We start from the raw sequence: 16,511 nt of genomic DNA, 5'->3' as shown, positions 1-16,511 counted from the left end.
GTAAGAAAGGGATTACAAAAATACAAAAACGGGTCAGCCAAAATCTTACCAAATGTTCAAGAATCGGACTGCGCATCGGCGCCGCGCCGCACATCCGCCGCCTCGCTGTCGCCCTTTCCGATCGCCTCCTCGTACTGCTCGCGCTGCTTCTCGACTGTCTGCGGCGGCAGCGGCGGGATGTTCGGGTCCACCACCGCTTCCAGCACGAAGGGTTTGTCGCTCCCCAAGGCCCGCTCCCAGGCCGCCCCCAGCTGTTCCGGATCCTCGATGCGCTCGCCGGCCAGGCCGAGCATGCGCGCATAGTCGGCGTAGGAGAAATCGGGCAGCAGCTGCGACGGCTGGAACTTCGGTTCGCCCTGCATCCCGCGCTGTTCCCAGGTGACGAAGTTCAGGTCGCGGTTGTTCAGCACCAGCACGACGAAGGCCGCGTTCGGCCAGCGGCGGTGCTGCCAGTGCCAGGCGACCGACACCAGGCCGTTGATGCCGTTCATCTGCATGGCGCCGTCGCCGGCCAGCGCGATCACCGGGCGGTCCGGATGGGCCATCTTGGCCGCCAGCGCGTAGGGCACGGCCGAACCCATGGTCGCAAGCGTGCCGGACAGCGAAGCCAGCATGCCGGGACGCAGCTGCAGGTGCAGCGCATACCAGGCCGCCACCGAGCCGGAGTCCCCGGCCAGGATCGCGCCCTCCGGCAGGCGCGGCGACAGTTCGGTGAACACACGCTGCGGATTGACCGGCTTGGCCGGCTCCAGGGCCTTCTGCGCCAGCTGGCGCCGGCTGTCCACGATATCGGCTTCGATCTTCCGGCGCCAGGCGCGCTCCTCCTTGCGTTCGAGGTGGGGAATCAGGGCGCGCAGCGTGGCCCTGGCGTCGCCCATCAGGTTGGCCTCCATCGGATAGCGCAGGCCCAGCATGCGGCCGTCGATGTCGATCTGGACGCCGCGCGCCTGCCCTTCGGGCGGCAGGAATTCGGCGTAGGGGAAACTCGAGCCCACCATCAGGAGGGTGTCGCAATCCTGCAGCATGGCGTTGCTGGCCCGGGTGCCGAGGATGCCGACCGATCCGGTGACAAAGGGCAGCTCGTCCGCCAGCACGGCCTTGCCCAGCAGGGCCTTGGCCACGCCGGCGCCCAGCAGTTCGGCCACCTCGGCGAGTTCGTCATGGGCCCCGTGGGCGCCCGCCCCGGCCAGGATCGCCACCTTGCTGCCGGCATTCAGGATCGCGGCCGCTGCCCGCAGCGCCTCATCAGGCGGCGCCAGGGCGCGGCTGCCGGCGCCGATCCCGCTGAAGGTGTAGCCGTGCTCGCGCGGCGGGTTCGGTACCGCGTCTTCCTCCTGCAGGTCGTTCGGCAGGATGATGCAGGTAACGCAGCGTTCGCTGAGGGCGATGCGCACCGCGCGGTCGACCAGGTGGCGTACCTGTTCGCTCGACGTTGCCATCTGCACGTACTCGCCGGCGACGTCCTTGAACAGGCTGACGAGGTCGACTTCCTGCTGGTAGCTGGCGCCGAGCGCGCCGCGCTTCTGCTGGCCGACGATGGCCACCACCGGCTGGTGGTCGAGCTTGGCGTCGTAGAGGCCGTTCAGCAGGTGGATCGCGCCCGGTCCCGAGGTGGCCAGGCAGACGCCGACCTCGCCGGTGAACTTGGCGTGGCCGCAGGCCATGAAGGCCGCCATTTCCTCGTGCCGGGTCTGGATGAACTCGAGGGCGTCCTGGCGCCCGAAGGCGGCCATGATCCCGTTGATGCCGTCGCCTGGATAGCCAAAGATGCGCCGCACGCCCCATTGCCGCAGGCGTTCGAGCAGGAAGTCGCCGACCGTTGCCATTCGATTCCCCTTGCTGGTGGGCCCGCCGGGTGGCAGGCAGGAACCGGCAGGCTACGGCCTTTGGCGGGGCCGCACCGTGCGCTGGCGCGCATAGCAGGGCAAGCGGGCCAGGCCGTACCTAGAGCCGGGCGCCGAGCGCCACGTCGGCCACCAGCTGGCCGGCCGAGAGCCGCACCGGCACCGCGCCCTTGGCCAGCATGCGCGCGATGGCGCGGTCGCCGTCGCCGGGCTTGACTTCGACGGCGCGGGTCGCCTCGAGCGCCAGCAGCACCTCGAAGCCGGCCTCGACCCCGTCCAGCACCGTATTGAGCACGCAGTAGTCGGTGGCCAGGCCGCACACCGCCAGCCGGGTGATGCCGTCGGCAAGCATGCTGCGCGCCAGGCCGGTGCCGTTGAAGGCGGAGTAGGCATCCTCGGCCGCCGTGAGGGCCTTGGAGATCACGATCGCCTCCTCGGGCAGCTGCAGGACCTCGCTGAACAGGGCGCCCTCGGTGGCCGCCACGCAATGCGGCGGCCAGGGTCCGCCTTGGGCCGTGAACGAGCAATGGTCCTCGGGATGCCAGTCGCGCGAGGCGTAGATGGGCAGGCCACGCTCGTGGTACAGGTCGATCAGCGCGTTGATCGGGGCGATGACGAGGTCGCCGCGCGGCACGGCCAGCGCGCCGCCGGGAAGGAAGTCGTTCTGCAGGTCGACGATCAGGAGGGCGTCACCCTTGCCGAGCACGATGGCGCTCATGGAAGCATTCTCCGTTAGTGGAACTGCGGGCAAGCTTACCACGGAGGACGAATGGAAGGCGGAACGGAAAGCGCCCGGCCACTCGCGTGGACCGGGCGCTTCATGATCGTGCTAGCGCGGACTTACTGCTTGTGCAGCAGCGAGCGCTGGCGGGCGTACAGGAAGTACACGGCCAGGCCGATCGCGATCCAGATGCCGAAGGCGACCCAGGTGTGCCAGCTCAGGAAGGACATCAGGACCAGGCAGAAGATGATGGCCAGCGCAGGAATCACCGGCACGCCCGGGCAGCGGAAGGCGCGCGGCAGGTCCGGACGCTTCTTGCGCAGGATGATCACGGCCACCGAGACCAGCGAGAACGCGGCCAGAGTGCCGATGTTGACCAGCTCGGCCAGCACGCCGAGCGGCACCAGCGCGGCGATCAGGCCGAAGATGATGCCGACCATCCAGGTGGCGAAGTACGGGGTGCCGTACTTCGGATGCACTTCCGACAGCTTGGCCGGCAGCAGGCCGTCGCGCGACATGGCGAACAGGATGCGGGTCTGGCCGTAGGCCATCACCAGGATCACGGTGCTCATGCCCAGGATCGCGGCCAGGTCGACGAAGCCGGCGACCCAGTCCTGGCCCGCTACCTGCAGCGCCAGCGAGACCGGGTGGTCGACGCCTTCGAACTGCATGTAGGGCACGATGCCGGTCATGATCGCCGCCACGGCCACGTACAGCACGGTGCACACGGCCAGCGAACCGATGATGCCGATCGGCAGATCGCGCGCCGGATTCTTGACTTCCTCGGCCGCCGAGGTCACGGCGTCGAAGCCGATGAAGGCGAAGAACACCAGCGCCGCGGCGCTCAGAACGCTGCCCGCGCCGAAGGGCATGAAGGGCTGCCAGTTGTCGGGCTTGACGTAGTTGACGCCGACGACGATGAACAGGATCACGACGCCGGTCTTGATGATCACCATGATGTTGTTCAGGCGCGCCGACTCGCGCACGCCGAGCGACAGCAGGAAGGTCAGGCACATCATGATCAGGAAAGCGGGCAGGTTGAACAGGGTGTTCACGCCCGGCTGGGCGCCCGGGGCCGCGCGCAGCGCTTCCGGCAGGACGATGCCGATACCCTTGAGCAGGGACTGGAAGTAGCCCGACCAGCCGACCGCGACCGCCGAAGTGGCGAGCCCATATTCGAGCAGCAGGTCCCAGCCGATCATCCAGGCGACGATCTCGCCCAGGGTGAAGTAGCTGTAGGTGTAGATCGAGCCGGCCACCGGTACGCTCGATGCGAATTCGGCATAGCAGAGCGCGGCGAAGCCGCAGGCGATTGCGGCGATGATGAAGGACAGTGTGAGGGCCGGACCGGCGGTGACGGCGCCGGTGCCGGTCAGGACGAAGATGCCGGTGCCGACGATGGCCCCGATGCCCATCAACACGAGGTCGAACGGACCCAGCACTTTCTTGAGGCCGCCCGGCTTCTGGGCCGCCGCGACCATCGTGTCAAGATTTTTGGTTCTGAAAAGACTCACTACTTGTTCTCCAATCAAAAATAGTTTGGTTCCGCGTCTTGTGTTTGCCGCTGCACCGTATGCCTTGCGTGCTCGCCATCCGGCCGCTTAGACCGCATGCCCGACCCGTGAACCGACTCTCGCCTCTTGCCGCTTCCGCTCCTGCCCGAAGCCGCAGACGTGACATTATCACCAGATTGCTAGTCGGAATCAAAGTAAAGTAATGAAAACCGAATAATTCTTTTGTTTCAATCAAAAAACCACGACCGTTGCGTATTCGTCCTGGCCGCGCGGCGCTGCTTGATTTCCACAAGTCAACAGAACATAATCTTCCTGTCGCCGCGGCCGGCGGCGCCCGGGCCCTGCGGCCCTTCCACGCACCCCCTCTTTTGCTGCAGCTGCGCACCATGACGACTCGACAGGCATCACCCCAGGCGATGCGCACCTGGCGCCGGCCCCTGCCCGCCCTGCTGCTGGCGCTGGCCTGCGCCGCCGCGGTCCCGGGCGCGCATGCCGGGGCCGCAGGCCCGGTCGCGGCGGAGCTGCGCCTGCGCGAGCTGGGCCAGCTGGCCGAGCGCAGCAATCCCGATGCACGCGCGCGCCTGCTGGCGGAAGCGCCCGCGTTCACCGAGGGAGCGCCCTATGCCCTCCACGTCGCCTACCTGCGCCTGCTGCGCCGCATCCATATCGACGCCGGCCGGCTGGCGGACAGCTATGCGGTCGACGAACGCATCATCCGGCTCGCCACGCGCGAGGGGGACGCCCTGCAGCTGGCCCTGGCCAGCCTGGGGCGGGTCCACAAGCGGCTCAACGACAACGACCCGGCCGGCGCGATGGCCCTGCTGGAAAACCTGAACACCGAGTACCGCGAGCTGCACAGCACCGAGTTCGCCGCGAACGCCGAAACGGCGTATGGCGCGATCTACAACACCACCGGCCAGCACGACCGCGCCCTCGCGCACTACCTGCACGCCCTCGAACTGGTGCAGCGCACACCGACCCTGTGGAGTCCGCGCGAAGCCGACCTGCGCCTGGCCCTGGCGCGCCTGTACGTGAACAGCGGCGACCCGGTCAAGGCCCTCGACACCACGCGCGCCTACCGCGAGGCGCGCGCCGGCGAGGAACTCCCGCCGCGGGTCGAAGCCCTGATGTACTTCCTCGACGGCCGCGCCTACGTCACCCTGCGCCAGCTGCCGCAGGCGCACGCCGCCTTTGAGCACGCGCTGGCATTGGCGCGCAAGCACGACTTGCGCTGGATCGAGGCGAGCGTACTGGGCAACGTCTCCGACGCTTACCTGCGGGCCCAGCGCTGGGTCGAGGCCGAGCGCGCCGCCCGCGCCGCCGTGGCGCTGTCCGAGGCGGTGACCGACCAGAGCATCATCCAGATGGTCTATGCCAACCTCGGTTTCGCGCTGTTCGGCCAGGGCCGGATGGCCGAAGGCACGGTCCACATCGACCGCACCACGCAGGAGCTGCGCAAGGCCGGCGCCATGCTGGCGGTGTCGAACATCCTGGCCGAGAAGGGCGAAGCCCTGGAACGGGCCGGCCTGCACAAGCAGGCGCTGCAGACGGTGCGCGAGCGCGAGAAGATCCAGGAATCGCTGGAACTGGAGCGCCGCGACAAGGCCTTCGCCGCGCTGCAGGAACAGTTCAATGCGAAACAGCGCGCCGCCCAGATCGACCGCCTGCGCCAGGAGAACGCGGTCAAGGACGCCGAGATCGACAACCGCAACCTGCGCCTGGCCCTGGCCTCGCTCGGCGCCGGCATCGCCCTGCTGCTGTCCGCCTTCGTGTTCATGCTGTACCGGAAGTCGCAGGCGACCAGCTTGCGCCTGGCCGAACTGAACGCCGAACTGGCGCACCGCTCGGCGCACGACCCGCTTACCGGCCTGTACAACCGCCGTTCCTTCGTCGACCGCATGCGCGCCCAGCAGGCAGCCAGCGACGACTGCTTCACGCTGCTCGACATCGACCACTTCAAGCGCATCAACGACCAGCACGGCCATGCCGCCGGCGACGCGGTGCTGGTCGAGGTGGGACGCCGCCTGAACGGCGTGGTGCGCGACACGGACATGGTGCTGCGCTGGGGCGGCGAGGAATTCCTGGTGTATTCGCAGGGCGTGAGCGAAGCCCGGCGTCCGCTGCTGGTGCAGCGCATCCTGAATGCCATCGCCAGCACGCCGGTGCTGCTGGAAGACGGCACCGCCCTCTCGGTGAGTGCGACCGCCGGCGCAGTCTCGCTGCCGCTCGGATCGAGCGAAGCTTTTGGCTGGGAGCAGGCGATCGCGCTGGCGGACCGCGCGCTCTACAAGGGCAAGGAGGCGGGCCGCAACCGGGCCTTCATCGTCGAGGGCGTGGAGGCCGCGGGCGCGAACCCGGGCCTGGAGCGCAAACTGCAGCTGCACCTGGTGCTGCCCGACCTGCACTTGCACCCGGCCGGTTAGGCCGAGCGGCTCAGGGCGCTGCACCCCGCCATTCCCACCACCGTCTGCAACAGCTCCGCCGGCCGCAGCGGCTTGGCCAGGTATTCGTCGAAGCCCGCCGCCAAGGCGCGCTGCTGGTCCTCGCGGCGCGAAAAGGCGGTGAGCGCGATCGCCGGCACGCCGGCCAGGGTCCTGTCACGCTCGGCCCGGACTTGCCGGATCAGCTCGAAGCCGTCCATCAGGGGCATGCCGATGTCGCTGATCAGGAGGTCGGGACGGTGGCGCTCGAGCATGCGCAGGGCATCCGCCGCGCCCGTCGCGGTCACGATCCGGGCGCCGCTCTCGGCCAGCACCTGCTGCACCAGTTCCAGCGAATCGGGTTCGTCGTCCACCACCAGCAGCGTCAGCCCGGCCAGGCCGCCCCCCGCCTGGCCGGCCGGCTGGTCGACCGGGCCGGGCGACGCCGCCGCGGCAGGTCCAGGCCGCGGCGCAGCATGGCCTCGTCGCGATGGCCCTGCAGCAGCAGCTGCGACCAGCCCAGCATGGCATTGAGCGGCGAGCGCAGTTCGTGCGACAGGGTGGCCAGGAATTCGTCCTTCAGCTGGCTCAGGTGCTCGGCCTCGACCCGCGCCTTCTGCTCGCGCAGGTAGAGCTCCTGGCGCTCGACGGCCGCTTCCTGCGAGGCCGCCAGGGTGCGGTTGCGCGACTCCAGGCGGGTATCGAACACCGCCGCCAGCAGCGCGATGCTGAGCACCGCGAAGCTGGCCACGGCGACCAGGATGGCCAGGTGGTCCTGGTTGACGCCGTTGTCGGCGGCGCGGCAGACGCTGGCGGCATCGAAGTGGGCCGCGGCCATGCCGGTGTAGTGCATGCCCGCGATCGCGCCGCCCATGACGACGGCGGCGCCCAGCTGCAGCAGGCGCGGATGTCTGACGTTCTCGTTGAGGCGGAACCCGATCCACAGCGCGCCGGCGGAGGCGCCGATGGCGATCGCCACCGAGGCGGCGAACAGCCAGAGATCGTAGCGGATGGCCGGGTCCATGCGCATGCCGGCCATGCCGGTGTAGTGCATGGCATTGATGCCGAGGCCTATCAGGATCGCGCCCCAGGCCAGGTGGCGCACGGAGAGTTCGCGGTGGCGCAGCTGCCACAAGGCCATCCCGGACACGACCACCGGCAGCAGCCAGGAGATGAAGGTGATCAGGGGATCGTAGGCGAGCGGCATCGGCAGGCGGAAGTCCAGCATACCGATGAAGTGCATGGCTCAGATGCCGCTGCCCATGGCGAAGGCGCCGCCCGCCATCCAGGCATGCGGCGCATGGCCGTGCGACTGCTTGACCCGCATCGACAGGCTCAGGGCCGTGTACGAGGCGAAGATCGCCACCAGGATCGAGAGCAGCACCAGCGTTGGTTGGTAATGGCCGATCAGCATAGGAGCCATTCAAATCCCTTCATGTCCGCACCAGGCACGGCGCAGGCCTGGCGATCCGAGTGTACACGACGCCGGCCGGACCTGGCGCTATCGAATCTGACAGGACAGGACGGCCGCGGCCGCGACGTCGCCGTCGACCACCACCCGGTCGCGTCCGCCGCGCTTGGCAGCGTAGAGGGCCTTGTCGGCCGCCTCTATCAGCTGGGCCGGCTCGATGGCGCGGCCGCGCTCGAAGCCGGCCACCCCGATGCTCAGGGTCACATAAGGACGGACCGCCGCCGGCGCATGCGGCAAACCCAGCGAAGCCACGTGTTCGCGGATCGCGTTCGCATGGGCGCGCGCCTGCTCGATCGTGGTGTCCGGCAGGATCGCCGCGAACTCCTCGCCGCCGTAGCGCGCGGCGACATCGGCCGGGCGCTTGCACATCGCGGCCAGCGCCTGCGCCACGGTGCTCAGGCAGGCGTCGCCCTCCTGGTGGCCGAAGTGGTCGTTGTAGGCCTTGAAGGAATCGATGTCCATCAGGACCAGCGACAGCGCGCCGCCGTTGCGCTGGGCGCGGCGCAGCTCGCGGTCGAGGGCGACGTCGAAATGGCGGCGGTTGGCGATGCCGGTCAGGCCGTCCACATAGGAACGGGCGCGCAGCGATTCCGCGTGGTCGAGCAGGCGCCGCTCGCGGTCGGCGGCGCCGCTGACATCGCGGATCTCGACCAGGCAGAAGCGTTCGCCGCCTTCGCTGAAGGGCGTCACGCTCACCGCCTGCTCGATGCGCGCCCCATCGAAGCTGCCCGCCTCGCGCAGCGGGAACGGGGCCCGGCCGCTCGAGGCCGGGATCGTGGTCGCGGTCTCCTCGGTGAGGGCTGCCAGCACCGCCGACTCGACCCGCGAGCCGCGCAGTTCCGGGAAGACCTCGAACAAGGAACGCTCGCGCACCCGCGCGGCGGCATAGCCGGAGCGCGGCACCATCCAGCCGTTCCACAGGACGATTTCGTGGCCGGCGTCGAGCACGATCAGGCCGGAGTTGACGAGGTTGACGGCGCGCGTGGCGAAACTGCTCGCAGCAGCGCTGGCCGGGTCGGTCTTGGTATTCATCGCCGGGCGGGTGGACATTCCAATATGATGACAAAAAGCAACTTCCAGATCATACCCGAGTTCGCGCCGCCGTTGGCCCCTGTGCCAAAAGTTCAATTTACAAAAAGTGCATGGTCGTGATTTTTCGTGAGCCTTGGGGTATCTCTTTCCGGCTACGATCAAGTCTTTGGTGCGGCCCATCCGGTCGCAGGTGAGATCGACATGGGCGAACGAAAGGGATTACTTATGGCTGGCAAGATGGGTGAGGAATTCGGTGTGGACACCGTCGGAATAGACCTGGTAGCGGAACCGGCGCCCCAGAACGCGCCCTGGCCCGCCGCGCCGCACGAACTGCGCCGGCTGCGCATCCGCAAACGCGAAAGCCAGGAGAAATTCTGGAGCCGCTTCGGCGTCACCCAGTCCAGCGGCAGCCGCTTCGAGACCGGCGTCGTGGTCCCGCCGCCGGTCGCGATCCTGCTGCGCCTGTACGTCAACGGCACCCTCAAGGACGAAGACCTGCACGGTTGAGCCCTCCCGCTGGGCGCCGGGCATGCGCCCCAGAGGTAGCACTTCTGTATTTATGAAGTAAAACTTCGAATTTCTTCGCTTTTCCCAGACCAGCCGGGTGCGTTATCCTTATGGCTGAGCAGGACCGGCCCCCAAGCCGTCCTGCCGCTATCGATCAACGCATACCGGAACCATGAAACGCACCGTACTTCTTATCGCCACCAACCTTGCCATCATGCTGGTGCTGGGCATTTCCGCCAGCCTGCTGGGTGTCAACCGCTTCCTCACCGCCAACGGCCTGAACCTCGGCGCCCTGCTCGTCTTCGCCGGCCTGATGGGCTTCGGCGGCGCCTTCATCTCGCTCCTGATCAGTAAACCCATGGCCAAGTGGTCGACCGGCGCGCGCGTGATCGGGCAGCCCTCGAACGCGACCGAAGCCTGGCTGATGGCCACCGTGGCGGCCCAGGCCCAGCGCGCCGGCATCGCCATGCCGGAAGTCGCCGTGTACGAAGGCGAACCGAATGCCTTTGCCACCGGCGCCTCGAAGAACGCGTCGCTGGTGGCGGTATCGACCGGCCTGCTGACGTCCATGACGCAGGACGAGGTCGAGGCCGTGCTGGCGCACGAGGTCGCGCACATCGCCAATGGCGACATGGTGACGCTGACCCTGATCCAGGGCGTGGTGAACACCTTCGTGATCTTCCTGGCGCGCGTGGTCGCCTACGCGGTGGACAGCTTCCTGCGCAAGGACGAGGAAAGCAGCGGCCCGGGCATCGCGTACACCGTCACCGCCATCGTCTGCGATATCCTGTTCGGTATCCTGGCCAGCATCATCGTGGCCTGGTTCTCGCGCCAGCGCGAATTCCGTGCCGACCGCGGCGCCGCGCAAATCATGGGCACGCCGCGTCCGATGATCGATGCGCTGGCACGGCTGGGCGGGATCAGCGCCGGCGCGCTGCCGAAGAACATGGCGGCATCGGGCATCGCCGGCGGCGGCGTGATGTCGCTGTTCAGCAGCCACCCGTCGTGCGAGGAGCGCATCGCTGCGCTCCAGCGCGCCTGAACACTTAACACAACATAACAAGGGGTCCAGGCCAGGATGCGCTACTCGTCACTCGTGCTGCCGGTGCTGTTCACAATCGCACTGGCGCTGCTGCTGCAGCACTTCCTCGGCTCGCTGGCCTGGGCCGGCCTGCTGGCGGTCATAACCTGGCCGCTGCACGAACGCCTGCAGGCGCGCGGGCTGCCGCGCATGGCCAGCGCCAGCATCCTGCTCGGATTGCTGGTGCTGTGCTTCGTCGGACCCTCGCTGCTGCTGTTCAAGGCGCTCGGCAACGAGCTGGTCGGCCTGCAGCGCCTGCTGGCCGAGCTCAACGAAGTCGGGGTGGCGGCGCCAGCCTGGCTGGCCGGCATCCCGGTGGTGGCCGAGCGTATCCTGGAATGGTGGAACGAACACCTCGCGGTGCCGGGCGGCCTGAACGCGCTGATCCAGTCCACCCTGGGCGGCGTCATGCCGCACCTGACGGGCGCGGCGCGCTTCTGGGGCTCGGTGATCCTCGCCAATGCCCTGTACCTGTTCCTGACCCTGCTCACCCTGTTCATCCTCTACCTGCACGGCCCCGCCGTGGTGCGCTACGTCGATGGCGCAGGCAGCCGCCTGCTGCCCGACCACTACGGCAACCTGCGCCGCATCCTGCCCCTGTCCGTGCGCGGCACCGCGCTCGGCCTGTGCTCGATCGCGCTGCTGGAGGGGATCGTGCTGGGCGTCGCCTACTACGTCGCCGGCGCGCCGGCCCCGGCGATGCTGGGCGTGATCACCGGCTACCTGGCCCTGATCCCCGGCGGCGCGCCGCTCTCCTTCACCATGGTCTCGCTGCTGCTGCTCGGCCAGGGCAACGCGGGCGCCGCGCTGGGCCTGTTCACCTGGGGTGCAGTGGAGCTGTTCATGGTCGACAAGTTCATCCGCCCGAAACTGATCGGCCACCGCGTCAACCTGCCTTTCCTGGCGGTGCTGTTCGGCCTGCTGGGGGGCGTGTCGACGCTGGGTGTGATCGGGCTGTTCGTGGGGCCCTTCATGATGGCGGTGCTGTTCAGCTGGCTGCGCGAAGGACAAGTGACGCCTAGGGCCTAGCACGTGAAACGGGCGCGTATTGCGCCCGTCGCGCCCGTCTTCCCGGACCCTAGAATGAAAAAATGCCCGCAACGTTTGCACGTTGCGGGCATTTTCTTATTCTGGTGGGAAGTGCAAGTTTCGAACTTGCGACCCCTGCAGTGTGAATGCAGTGCTCTACCCCTGAGCTAACCTCCCGAGTGCGCGTATTATGCACCATCTATTGAGATTCATCAATATCCAACCGGATTATCGTTCTCTGCTTTCGGCGGCTGCGCCAGCACCCACATGAAGTACAGCGCCTTGGCCGCCTTGGCGCGGCTGACGAGCGCCTTCGGTTCGAGCTGGCTGCCATTGAGCATGCGGCCGCGCTGGATCCCTGCCTCCGCGCGCACCAGGCCGAGTTCATAGGCTTCTTTCAAGCTGGCGGTATACGGGGCCGACACCTCGCCGCGATCGAGCAAACGCTCCCAGCCGACCAGCGGGTAGTACATGGCGCCCTGCGCGCCGCTGTCGAGGTTGGGGTCGTAGCCGGGCGCGCCCGGCGGCACGGTCTTGCCGTTGTACTCGGTCATGTAGGCCGGCCTGGCGGCGAAGCGGGCGCGGTAGGCATCGAGCAGGATCACGCCCATCAGTTCGCGCGAGAGCGGGCCGTCGGCGTACTGCGCCAGTCTCGCCGCAGGCAGGCCCATCGCCCTGGCGAGCGCCGCGGCGAATTCGCGGGTCTGCATGGTCTGCTGCGGATTGAAATTGCCTTGCGCATCCTTGCTCAGGATGCGCAGTTGCAGCAGCTTCTCGACCTGGTCGCGGTAATACGCGCCTTCGCCGGCCACGACGTCGCGCGCGGTTTCAGGATGGACCGACGACCAGTCGCCGGCGGCGATCGCGGCCCGCACCTCGCTGCGCAGTCCGGCAACGATGCCGGCAGCGACACTGTCGCCCTGCCCTGCCAGCCGCGCCAGTTCACCGACGACCATGCGCGCATACTGTTTCGACAGCGACTCGCGGAAATGGGTGCCGTCGATCTTGTTGGCGGGGTGGCCGTTGGCGTAGCTGCCGTCGTTGGTCTTGCCGGGCGTCTCGCCGGCCTCGATCGCCATCACCATCGGCATGAGGCCCGTGGCGCCCACCTCGTTGTAGTAGTCGACGCTGCGCGCGTTCAGGTCCACCACCGTGACCCCATGCGCCGCGCCCAGCTTCTTCATCAGCGCGGGAAAGCGGCGCTTGTTGAAGGAATCGACGAACACGTCGCCGGGTCGCGCGTTGCCGTTCACGCGCGACATCGGCGTGACGAAGACCGGCACCATGCCGCGCGCGCGGATCGCCGGCAAGTAGAACTCGGTAAAGAAGGTCTCGTACATCGCCTCGGTCGATCCGCGCCCGAAGCGCCGCGCCTCGTCCAGGCTCTCGTCGTTATGGCCGAACTGGATCATCACGATGTCGCCGACACGGCCGTCCATCAAGAGGTCATTGAGGCGCCCTTCCGCATAGGCGTTGCGAAAGGACCGCCCGCCCATCGAATAATTCAGCAGCCTGAACTGGCGCGGGTCGAACAGCTTGTCGACGACCTGCCCCCAGCCGCTCATCGGCGCCTCGTCGAAAGTATAGGATTTGACGGTCGAATCGCCCAGCGTGTAGATGGTGGGCAGCCTGCCGGCCTCCCGCACCTGGGGCGCGATCGGCGCGAGCACGATGTCCTCGACGCCGACCGGCGTACCGGTGCGCTTCGGCTCGATCTCGATGTCGATGAAGCCGCGCCCGTTCACGTAGCGATAGGACCATTGCCTGCCTTGTGCGCTGATTACCGTCCTGTTCGGCAACAGGCTGGCCGCATCCCAGAACACGCCGGGGCCCAGGCGGCTGGCCTGCATGCCGGTCACCGAGACGATGGTGTCCTCGATCGGCGAGGTGGTGTTGACCCTGATCGCGTAGGCGCCCGGGGCCGCCTTGATGCGAAACGCCATGCCATAGTTGTTGTAATGGTCCTTTTCGAAACCTTTCTCGACCTCGAAGGCCGGCTCGCTGATCGCGAAGCCCTTGCCATCGCTGCGGATCCCGCTCGTGTGCACGGTGCGCGCAGGCAGCGCCCCGGTACGCTCGACGAAACCGTAGCCCAGGGCGGCATCGTACAAGGGCGCGCCGCTGTCCGCCTTCCACTTGACCTGGATGGCGCCGGGCGCCGGCTGGCTGCCGAAATGAAAGTGCAACGGGTGCGCAGGCGCTTGCGCTGCCGCCAGCGCGGGCAGGCACAGCGCCAGGCCCGCCAACGCATGGCGCAACCTGGCGCTGCGATCGATACTGAAGTTCATGTGCTTCTCTTAACTGGTAGACGTCAATCGTCGGCGGCGGCGCCGGGCAGCGGCGCGCCGGGACCGGTGGGCATGGCGCCGACGCGCTGGATGCGCAAGGCCATGTAGGGTTTGCCCGGCAGCGCGAGCACGCGCTTGTCCTTGTCGGCGACGCGGTAGCGCGTCAGCTCGCCGATCTCGAAGGTGCCTGGTACCGGATCGACCGTCATGTTCCAGGTGTCGATCAGGTCCACCTTGAAGCGCATCCCTTTCTTGAGTTCGCCGACCGGCAGCACGAAGGGCCATTCGCGCAGACGCTCGTCGCCAAAATAATATAAATAGTATTCACCCGCCTTGCCGGCCGCGTTCATCACGAACAGCTGGTCGATCGGCTTGAGTCCTTCCGGCGGACCGCTTTCCACGATCTTGCGCAGGAAGCCGATCCGCTCGGGGCTGGCGCCGGCCAGGAAACCGCCGCCGCCGATCCAGCCGTTGTCAAGGATCTCGCCGTGCGTGGCGTAGGCGCCGCCTAGCAGCGCGATCCAGAAGCGGCGCGTCAATTCTTCGCCGCTGAGCTGGCCCCAGCGGCTGGCCGAATTGCCTTCGTAGTTGATCTCGTCGTGCACGATGGGCTTGCGGTAGATGTCGCGCAGCAGCGGCGAGACGCCGAAGACCTTGACCGCGTTGTAGTACTGCAGGCTTACGTGCGTGACCCAGGGCTTGTTGTAGTCATAGATGCGGTCGGCATTGTGGATCGAGCGCAGGTGGCCGTAGGGGTCGTATTTCTGGACGATCTGGAAGTAGCGGTCGAAGTCCTCGTCGCTCAGGTGCTTGATGTAGCTGTTCTCGTTGGCCAGGCTCCACCAGATGTTCTGGAAAGCCGCGAAGCGCGCAACCATGTAGCGCACGAAGCGCTGGTTGACGGCGTCGCTGGTGGTGTCGAAGCCCCACTGGCCCTTGTCGTAGGGCCGGAACAGGATCAGGTCGACCTGGATGCCGAGATCCGAGAGCCGCTTCACGTCCCGCTCCAGGTTCTGGAAGTACACCGGATTGAAGCGCGAGAAGTCGAAGTCGGCGCGCGAGCTGCCCACGAACGGGAACTCGGTGAGCTTGCCCGGGCCGCTGAGGTAGTTCGGCTTGTAGGGCGGCACCGCCAGCATGCGCGCCTTGTTGAAAGCGTGTTTCTGCAGGGTGGCCAGGGTTTGCAGCTTCTTTGCTTCCGGCTGGAAGGCCCATTCATAGATGGTGGTGCCGAAGGGGTAGAAAGGCGTGCCGTCGGCATGGGCGAAGTGGTGGACGTTGGCCACCCGCACCGGCCCCTTGTTGGCGCTCTCGACGGAAAGAAAACTGCCCTGCTTTCCGTCCAGGTCCGGATGGTTGCTGCGGGTGACCCAGGTCCATGCGCCGACGCTGGTCGGCATGAAGCGGATCCGGTAGGTGCCCTTGCCGTCGTAGAAGCCTTCCGGGCTGAAGCTCTCGGCGCCCTTGGTGAAGGTGGCGCTCAACTCGAGGTCGATGAAGGGATTGCCGGCATCCCGCCCCTTCAGGACGATCTCGTAGACGCCATACCTGTCGGTGCGTTCCTGCGCCAGGGAGCTTGCGGGACCGCAGATCAAGAACAGCAGCACAAGCAGGTATTTCATGAGATCCCTAGCAATGTTGTACGATGACTGATCACAAGAACATAGCAGAGCCTGCTCTCAAACTCAAGCAGCGATGCGCAGGTCGCTCCGCTTGGAGGGCAGTCATCGTACATCTACGACGATCCTGAGCCTGCCGGTGCACGAATCGGGTAAGCTTGGAGGTATTGATCGATCACCCAGGAGTTCCCGCGTGCCCGGCCAGCTTCCCTCCCCACCCCATGAGGCCGCAAGCGCGCCGGCTTCGCGAATGCGCCGTAGCGTGGTCCACGGTACGGCCGCCCTGGCCGGTGCCTCATTGGCACCGGCACTACTGCTGCCCCCGCACGCCGCGGCTGCGCGGCTGCCGGTCGTGCCCTATGTCTCCACGCCACCGGATGTGGTGCGGCGCATGCTGGCGCTGGGCCGGGTCGGCCGCGACGACACCGTCTACGACCTGGGCTGTGGCGACGGCCGCATCGTGATCGAGGCAGCGCGGCGTCATGGCGCACGCGGCGTCGGCATCGATCTGGATCCCGAGCGCATCCGCGAAGCGCGCAAGAATGCGCGCCGCGCCGGCGTGGAGCGGAGAGTACGCTTCCAGCAGGCAGACCTGTTCGCGACCGATTTCAGCCCGGCCACGGTCGTCATGCTGTATTTGCTGTTCGAGGTGAACCTGAAGTTGATGCCGCAGCTATGGCGCCAGCTGCGCCCGGGCAGCCGCGTGGTGTCGCACGACTTCCACATGGGCGGGCAGTGGCCGCCCGAGCAGATCGTGCGGATGCGCGACCATTCCCTGTACGCCTGGACCATTACGCCCGACCTCAGGGCCTACGTGGCGGGACAGCCGTGAAAACAAAAAAGACGCTGACCGCTTTCGCAATCAACGTCTTTTCTCTGTGAATTCTTGGTGGGAAGTGCAAGTTTCGAACTTGCGACCCCTGCAGTGTGAATGCAGTGCTCTACCCCTGAGCTAACCTCCCGAAGCGAGGCGTATTATGCCACA

General features: G+C 67.1%; 14 protein-coding genes and 2 tRNA genes. 5 read left to right on the top strand and 11 right to left on the bottom strand.

Annotated features, from left to right (window positions below):
* Window positions 1-56: 56 nt before the first annotated feature.
* The 3 genes from FG94_RS01515 to FG94_RS01505 form a co-directional block, all read right to left on the bottom strand.
* Entirely contained in the window at window positions 57-1,826 is a 1,770-nt protein-coding gene (locus tag FG94_RS01515) for a thiamine pyrophosphate-requiring protein (protein ID WP_036206068.1), read from the bottom strand.
* Window positions 1,827-1,944: 118 nt separating this feature from the next.
* Window positions 1,945-2,562 carry an isochorismatase family protein gene (locus FG94_RS01510; RefSeq protein WP_036206066.1) on the bottom strand — a complete coding sequence of 206 codons (618 nt, stop codon included), beginning with the start codon at window positions 2,560-2,562 and terminating at the stop codon, window positions 1,945-1,947.
* Between the two features lie 122 nt (window positions 2,563-2,684).
* Window positions 2,685-4,079, bottom strand: a complete 1,395-nt coding sequence (locus tag FG94_RS01505; protein ID WP_036206064.1) for an amino acid permease — start codon at window positions 4,077-4,079, stop codon at window positions 2,685-2,687.
* A gap of 386 nt (window positions 4,080-4,465) precedes the next feature.
* Here FG94_RS01505 and FG94_RS01500 point away from each other — a divergent pair, with 386 nt between their 5' ends.
* Window positions 4,466-6,502 (top strand): tetratricopeptide repeat-containing diguanylate cyclase, encoded by a 2,037-nt coding sequence (locus tag FG94_RS01500; protein WP_229445810.1) that lies wholly within the window; start codon window positions 4,466-4,468, stop codon window positions 6,500-6,502.
* Here FG94_RS01500 and FG94_RS01495 read toward each other — a convergent pair.
* From FG94_RS01495 to FG94_RS01485, 4 genes are all read right to left on the bottom strand, one after another.
* Window positions 6,499-6,873, bottom strand: a complete 375-nt coding sequence (locus FG94_RS01495) for a response regulator (RefSeq protein WP_161783925.1) — start codon at window positions 6,871-6,873, stop codon at window positions 6,499-6,501. The genes FG94_RS01500 and FG94_RS01495 overlap by 4 nt on opposite strands.
* Window positions 6,874-6,884: 11 nt before the next feature.
* Complete coding sequence (locus FG94_RS01490) at window positions 6,885-7,742, bottom strand: MHYT domain-containing protein (protein ID WP_051995981.1); 858 nt, start codon at window positions 7,740-7,742, stop codon at window positions 6,885-6,887.
* Between the two features lie 3 nt (window positions 7,743-7,745).
* Window positions 7,746-7,922, bottom strand: coding sequence for an MHYT domain-containing protein (locus FG94_RS26355; protein ID WP_081925716.1), 177 nt, complete (start codon window positions 7,920-7,922; stop codon window positions 7,746-7,748).
* A gap of 78 nt (window positions 7,923-8,000) precedes the next feature.
* Window positions 8,001-9,020 carry a GGDEF domain-containing protein gene (locus tag FG94_RS01485; protein WP_229445808.1) on the bottom strand — a complete coding sequence of 340 codons (1,020 nt, stop codon included), beginning with the start codon at window positions 9,018-9,020 and terminating at the stop codon, window positions 8,001-8,003.
* 207 nt (window positions 9,021-9,227) lie between these two features.
* Here FG94_RS01485 and FG94_RS28525 point away from each other — a divergent pair, with 207 nt between their 5' ends.
* The 3 genes from FG94_RS28525 to FG94_RS01470 all read left to right on the top strand — a co-directional run bounded on the left by FG94_RS28525 (window position 9,228) and on the right by FG94_RS01470 (window position 11,619).
* On the top strand, window positions 9,228-9,509 hold the full coding sequence (locus FG94_RS28525) for a DNA-binding transcriptional regulator (RefSeq protein ID WP_036206062.1): 282 nt from the start codon (window positions 9,228-9,230) through the stop codon (window positions 9,507-9,509).
* A 172-nt stretch (window positions 9,510-9,681) separates the two neighbouring features.
* Window positions 9,682-10,551: a protease HtpX gene (gene htpX / locus FG94_RS01475; protein WP_036206060.1), complete on the top strand. Its 870-nt coding sequence runs from the start codon at window positions 9,682-9,684 to the stop codon at window positions 10,549-10,551.
* Between the two features lie 36 nt (window positions 10,552-10,587).
* Window positions 10,588-11,619: an AI-2E family transporter gene (locus FG94_RS01470; protein ID WP_051995979.1), complete on the top strand. Its 1,032-nt coding sequence runs from the start codon at window positions 10,588-10,590 to the stop codon at window positions 11,617-11,619.
* A 102-nt stretch (window positions 11,620-11,721) separates the two neighbouring features.
* Here FG94_RS01470 and FG94_RS01465 read toward each other — a convergent pair.
* The 3 genes from FG94_RS01465 to FG94_RS01455 form a co-directional block, all read right to left on the bottom strand.
* Window positions 11,722-11,796: transfer RNA gene (locus FG94_RS01465), tRNA-Val, on the bottom strand.
* A 35-nt stretch (window positions 11,797-11,831) separates the two neighbouring features.
* Entirely contained in the window at window positions 11,832-13,907 is a 2,076-nt protein-coding gene (locus FG94_RS01460) for a GDSL-type esterase/lipase family protein (RefSeq protein WP_051995977.1), read from the bottom strand.
* 23 nt (window positions 13,908-13,930) lie between these two features.
* On the bottom strand, window positions 13,931-15,529 hold the full coding sequence (locus FG94_RS01455) for a DUF5605 domain-containing protein (RefSeq protein WP_051995975.1): 1,599 nt from the start codon (window positions 15,527-15,529) through the stop codon (window positions 13,931-13,933).
* A 247-nt stretch (window positions 15,530-15,776) separates the two neighbouring features.
* Between FG94_RS01455 and FG94_RS01450 the strand changes: the two genes are divergently transcribed.
* On the top strand, window positions 15,777-16,358 hold the full coding sequence (locus FG94_RS01450) for a class I SAM-dependent methyltransferase (protein ID WP_036206059.1): 582 nt from the start codon (window positions 15,777-15,779) through the stop codon (window positions 16,356-16,358).
* A gap of 55 nt (window positions 16,359-16,413) precedes the next feature.
* On the opposite strand, the gene FG94_RS01445 is transcribed toward FG94_RS01450, so the two are convergent.
* A tRNA-Val gene (locus FG94_RS01445) sits at window positions 16,414-16,488 on the bottom strand.
* Between the last annotated feature and the right edge of the window lie 23 nt (window positions 16,489-16,511).

The organism is Massilia sp. LC238, assembly GCF_000735635.1.
GTDB classification, from domain to species: domain Bacteria; phylum Pseudomonadota; class Gammaproteobacteria; order Burkholderiales; family Burkholderiaceae_D; genus Telluria; species Telluria varians.
The sequence above is the reverse complement of the archived record's forward strand: the minus strand, read 5'-3'. Positions and strand labels throughout refer to the sequence as shown.

What these genes read in the sequence shown, in the direction of transcription:
- FG94_RS01470 (WP_051995979.1), top strand. Translation starts at nt 10,588, where the DNA reads ATGCGCTACTCGTCACTCGTGCTGCCGGTGCTGTTCACAATCGCACTG.
- FG94_RS01500 (WP_229445810.1), top strand. Translation starts at nt 4,466, where the DNA reads ATGACGACTCGACAGGCATCACCCCAGGCGATGCGCACCTGGCGCCGG.
- FG94_RS26355 (WP_081925716.1), bottom strand. Translation starts at nt 7,922, where the DNA reads ATGGCTCCTATGCTGATCGGCCATTACCAACCAACGCTGGTGCTGCTC.
- FG94_RS01485 (WP_229445808.1), bottom strand. Translation starts at nt 9,020, where the DNA reads ATGTCCACCCGCCCGGCGATGAATACCAAGACCGACCCGGCCAGCGCT.
- FG94_RS28525 (WP_036206062.1), top strand. Translation starts at nt 9,228, where the DNA reads ATGGCTGGCAAGATGGGTGAGGAATTCGGTGTGGACACCGTCGGAATA.
- FG94_RS01455 (WP_051995975.1), bottom strand. Translation starts at nt 15,529, where the DNA reads ATGAAATACCTGCTTGTGCTGCTGTTCTTGATCTGCGGTCCCGCAAGC.
- FG94_RS01490 (WP_051995981.1), bottom strand. Translation starts at nt 7,742, where the DNA reads ATGCACTTCATCGGTATGCTGGACTTCCGCCTGCCGATGCCGCTCGCC.
- htpX (WP_036206060.1), top strand. Translation starts at nt 9,682, where the DNA reads ATGAAACGCACCGTACTTCTTATCGCCACCAACCTTGCCATCATGCTG.
- FG94_RS01450 (WP_036206059.1), top strand. Translation starts at nt 15,777, where the DNA reads ATGCGCCGTAGCGTGGTCCACGGTACGGCCGCCCTGGCCGGTGCCTCA.
- FG94_RS01515 (WP_036206068.1), bottom strand. Translation starts at nt 1,826, where the DNA reads ATGGCAACGGTCGGCGACTTCCTGCTCGAACGCCTGCGGCAATGGGGC.
- FG94_RS01460 (WP_051995977.1), bottom strand. Translation starts at nt 13,907, where the DNA reads ATGAACTTCAGTATCGATCGCAGCGCCAGGTTGCGCCATGCGTTGGCG.
- FG94_RS01510 (WP_036206066.1), bottom strand. Translation starts at nt 2,562, where the DNA reads ATGAGCGCCATCGTGCTCGGCAAGGGTGACGCCCTCCTGATCGTCGAC.